Below are 1954 nucleotides of genomic sequence, written 5' to 3' on the forward strand. Positions count from 1 at the left end.
CGTCTTACCGCTGCGGATCTGATCCCAGAACGGACGCTCCCGCTCCGCCGGGCTCTTCGGTCTTCCCATCAGACAACACCTCATCTACCTCAGATGTTGCGCTGACCCCTTGGACCCAAGGCAGGTCGGGCTCCCCATAACGGTGTTCAATTGCGGCTCAGCGGCGACGCTTGGTGCCGAAGATGCTGCGGGAGAGCTCGCGACCGGCGCTGGAGGCGGCGGAGCGCAGGAAGGACTTCACCGCCGGGTTGCCCATGACGTCCGAGACCCAGGAGGATTCCTCCTCCTGCTTCTTGGGCGCGGGCGGGGGCGGCGGCGCCTGCTCGGCCGGCGCGTTCTCCTGCTGTGCCTGCTGCGCATTGGCCGCGAGCTTCTCGAACGCCGACAGATTGTCGACCGTCTGCGAGTACTTGCCCCACAGCGGTGAGGCCTGCGCGGCCGAGCGGATGGCATCGTCGCCGATCGCGGACATCAGCGAGCGCGGGGCGCGCAACCGGGTCCACGCGACCGGCGTGGGCGCACCCTTGTCGGAGAGCACGGTGACGATCGCCTCGCCGATGCCGAGGCTGGTAAGAGCCTCGTCGAGCTTGTAGGCGGGCGAGGTCGGGTAGGTCTTGACCGTCTTGGACAGCGCGGTCTGATCCTCCGGGGTGAAGGCCCGCAACGCGTGCTGGATGCGGGCACCGAGCTGACTGAGCACCGGGTTCGGGATGTCGGTGGGCAGCTGCGAGCAGAAGAACACGCCGACACCCTTCGAGCGGATCAGCTTGACCGTCTGCTCGACCTGGTCCTTGAAGGCCTTGCTGGCGTCGGCGAACAGCAGGTGCGCCTCGTCGAAGATGAAGACGAGCTTGGGCTTGTCGAGGTCGCCGGCCTCGGGGAGGTAGTCGAACAGGTCGGCCAGGACCCACATGAGGAAGGTCGAGAACAGGGTGGGACGCGCGGCCTGATCCCCCAGCTCGAACAGCGTGACGACGCCCTGGCCGCCGGCGGTGCGGATGAGGTCGCCCATGTCGATCTCGGGCTCACCGAAGAAGGTGTCGCCACCCTCTGCCTCGAGGTTGACCAGGGCACGCAGGATCACGCCCGCGGTCTGCTTGCTGACGCCGCCGATGCCCTCGAGGTCCGCCTTGCCCTCGGCCGAGGTGAGGTACGCGATGACCGAGCGCAGGTCCTTGAGGTCGAGCAACTCGAGCTGGTTCTGATCGGCCCAGTGGAAGATGAGGCCGAGCGTCGACTCCTGGGTGGCGTTGAGCCCCAGCACCTTCGACAGCAGGATCGGGCCGAAGGAGGAGATGGTCGCGCGGATCGGGATGCCGACGCCCTTCGTGCCGAGGGAGACGAACTCCGTCGGCACGTTGGCCGGCTTCCAATCGTCACCGGTATCGGCGGCGCGCGCGGTGGTCCTGTCGTTCGCCTCACCGGGCTTGGACAGGCCCGCGAGGTCGCCCTTGATGTCGGCGAGCACGACGGGCACGCCGTTGGCCGACAACTGCTCGACGATGAGCTGCAGCGTCTTCGTCTTACCGGTACCGGTGGCACCGGCGACGAGGCCGTGTCGGTTCATCATCGCCAGCGGGATCCGTACCTTCGCGGACGGGTCGACGGTGCCGTCCACCAGAACGGTGCCGAGCTCCAACGCGGGGCCCGAGAATTCGTAGCCGGCCGCGATGGTCTGCGCCGGGGAGTTCACGTTGTCAGTCACGGAAGAAACACTAGCTTGGATAGCGCCACCTGGGCGTTTGCGGGTGTTGAGCGCGTTTACTGCTCCGGATATCCCCTGGTCAGAGCGTTGGTGACGTTGGCGAATGATGAGCGTTGCTGAATCTACTGCGGACTGGCTGCGGACTGGCGAACGGGAAACGCCCCCGCTCCTGCCCTCCTGGGGGCGTGGTGCGGGGGCGCAGGGCCGCGTGGCGCGATGGCGCCCCAAGAGGACGACCCTTGCCGGCTG

At 67.3% G+C, this 1954-nt stretch carries 1 protein-coding gene; it reads right to left on the reverse strand.

The window, feature by feature from the left end; genetic code table 11:
• Nucleotides 1-157 precede the first annotated feature (157 nt).
• Nucleotides 158-1705, reverse strand: a complete 1548-nt coding sequence (locus HF999_RS22055) for a helicase HerA-like domain-containing protein (RefSeq protein ID WP_168547897.1) — start codon at nt 1703-1705, stop codon at nt 158-160.
• Nucleotides 1706-1954: the final 249 nt, after the last annotated feature.

The sequence above is a fragment of the Tsukamurella spumae genome (genome assembly GCF_012396015.1).
In the GTDB taxonomy this organism is placed as follows: Bacteria; Actinomycetota; Actinomycetes; order Mycobacteriales; family Mycobacteriaceae; genus Tsukamurella; species Tsukamurella spumae.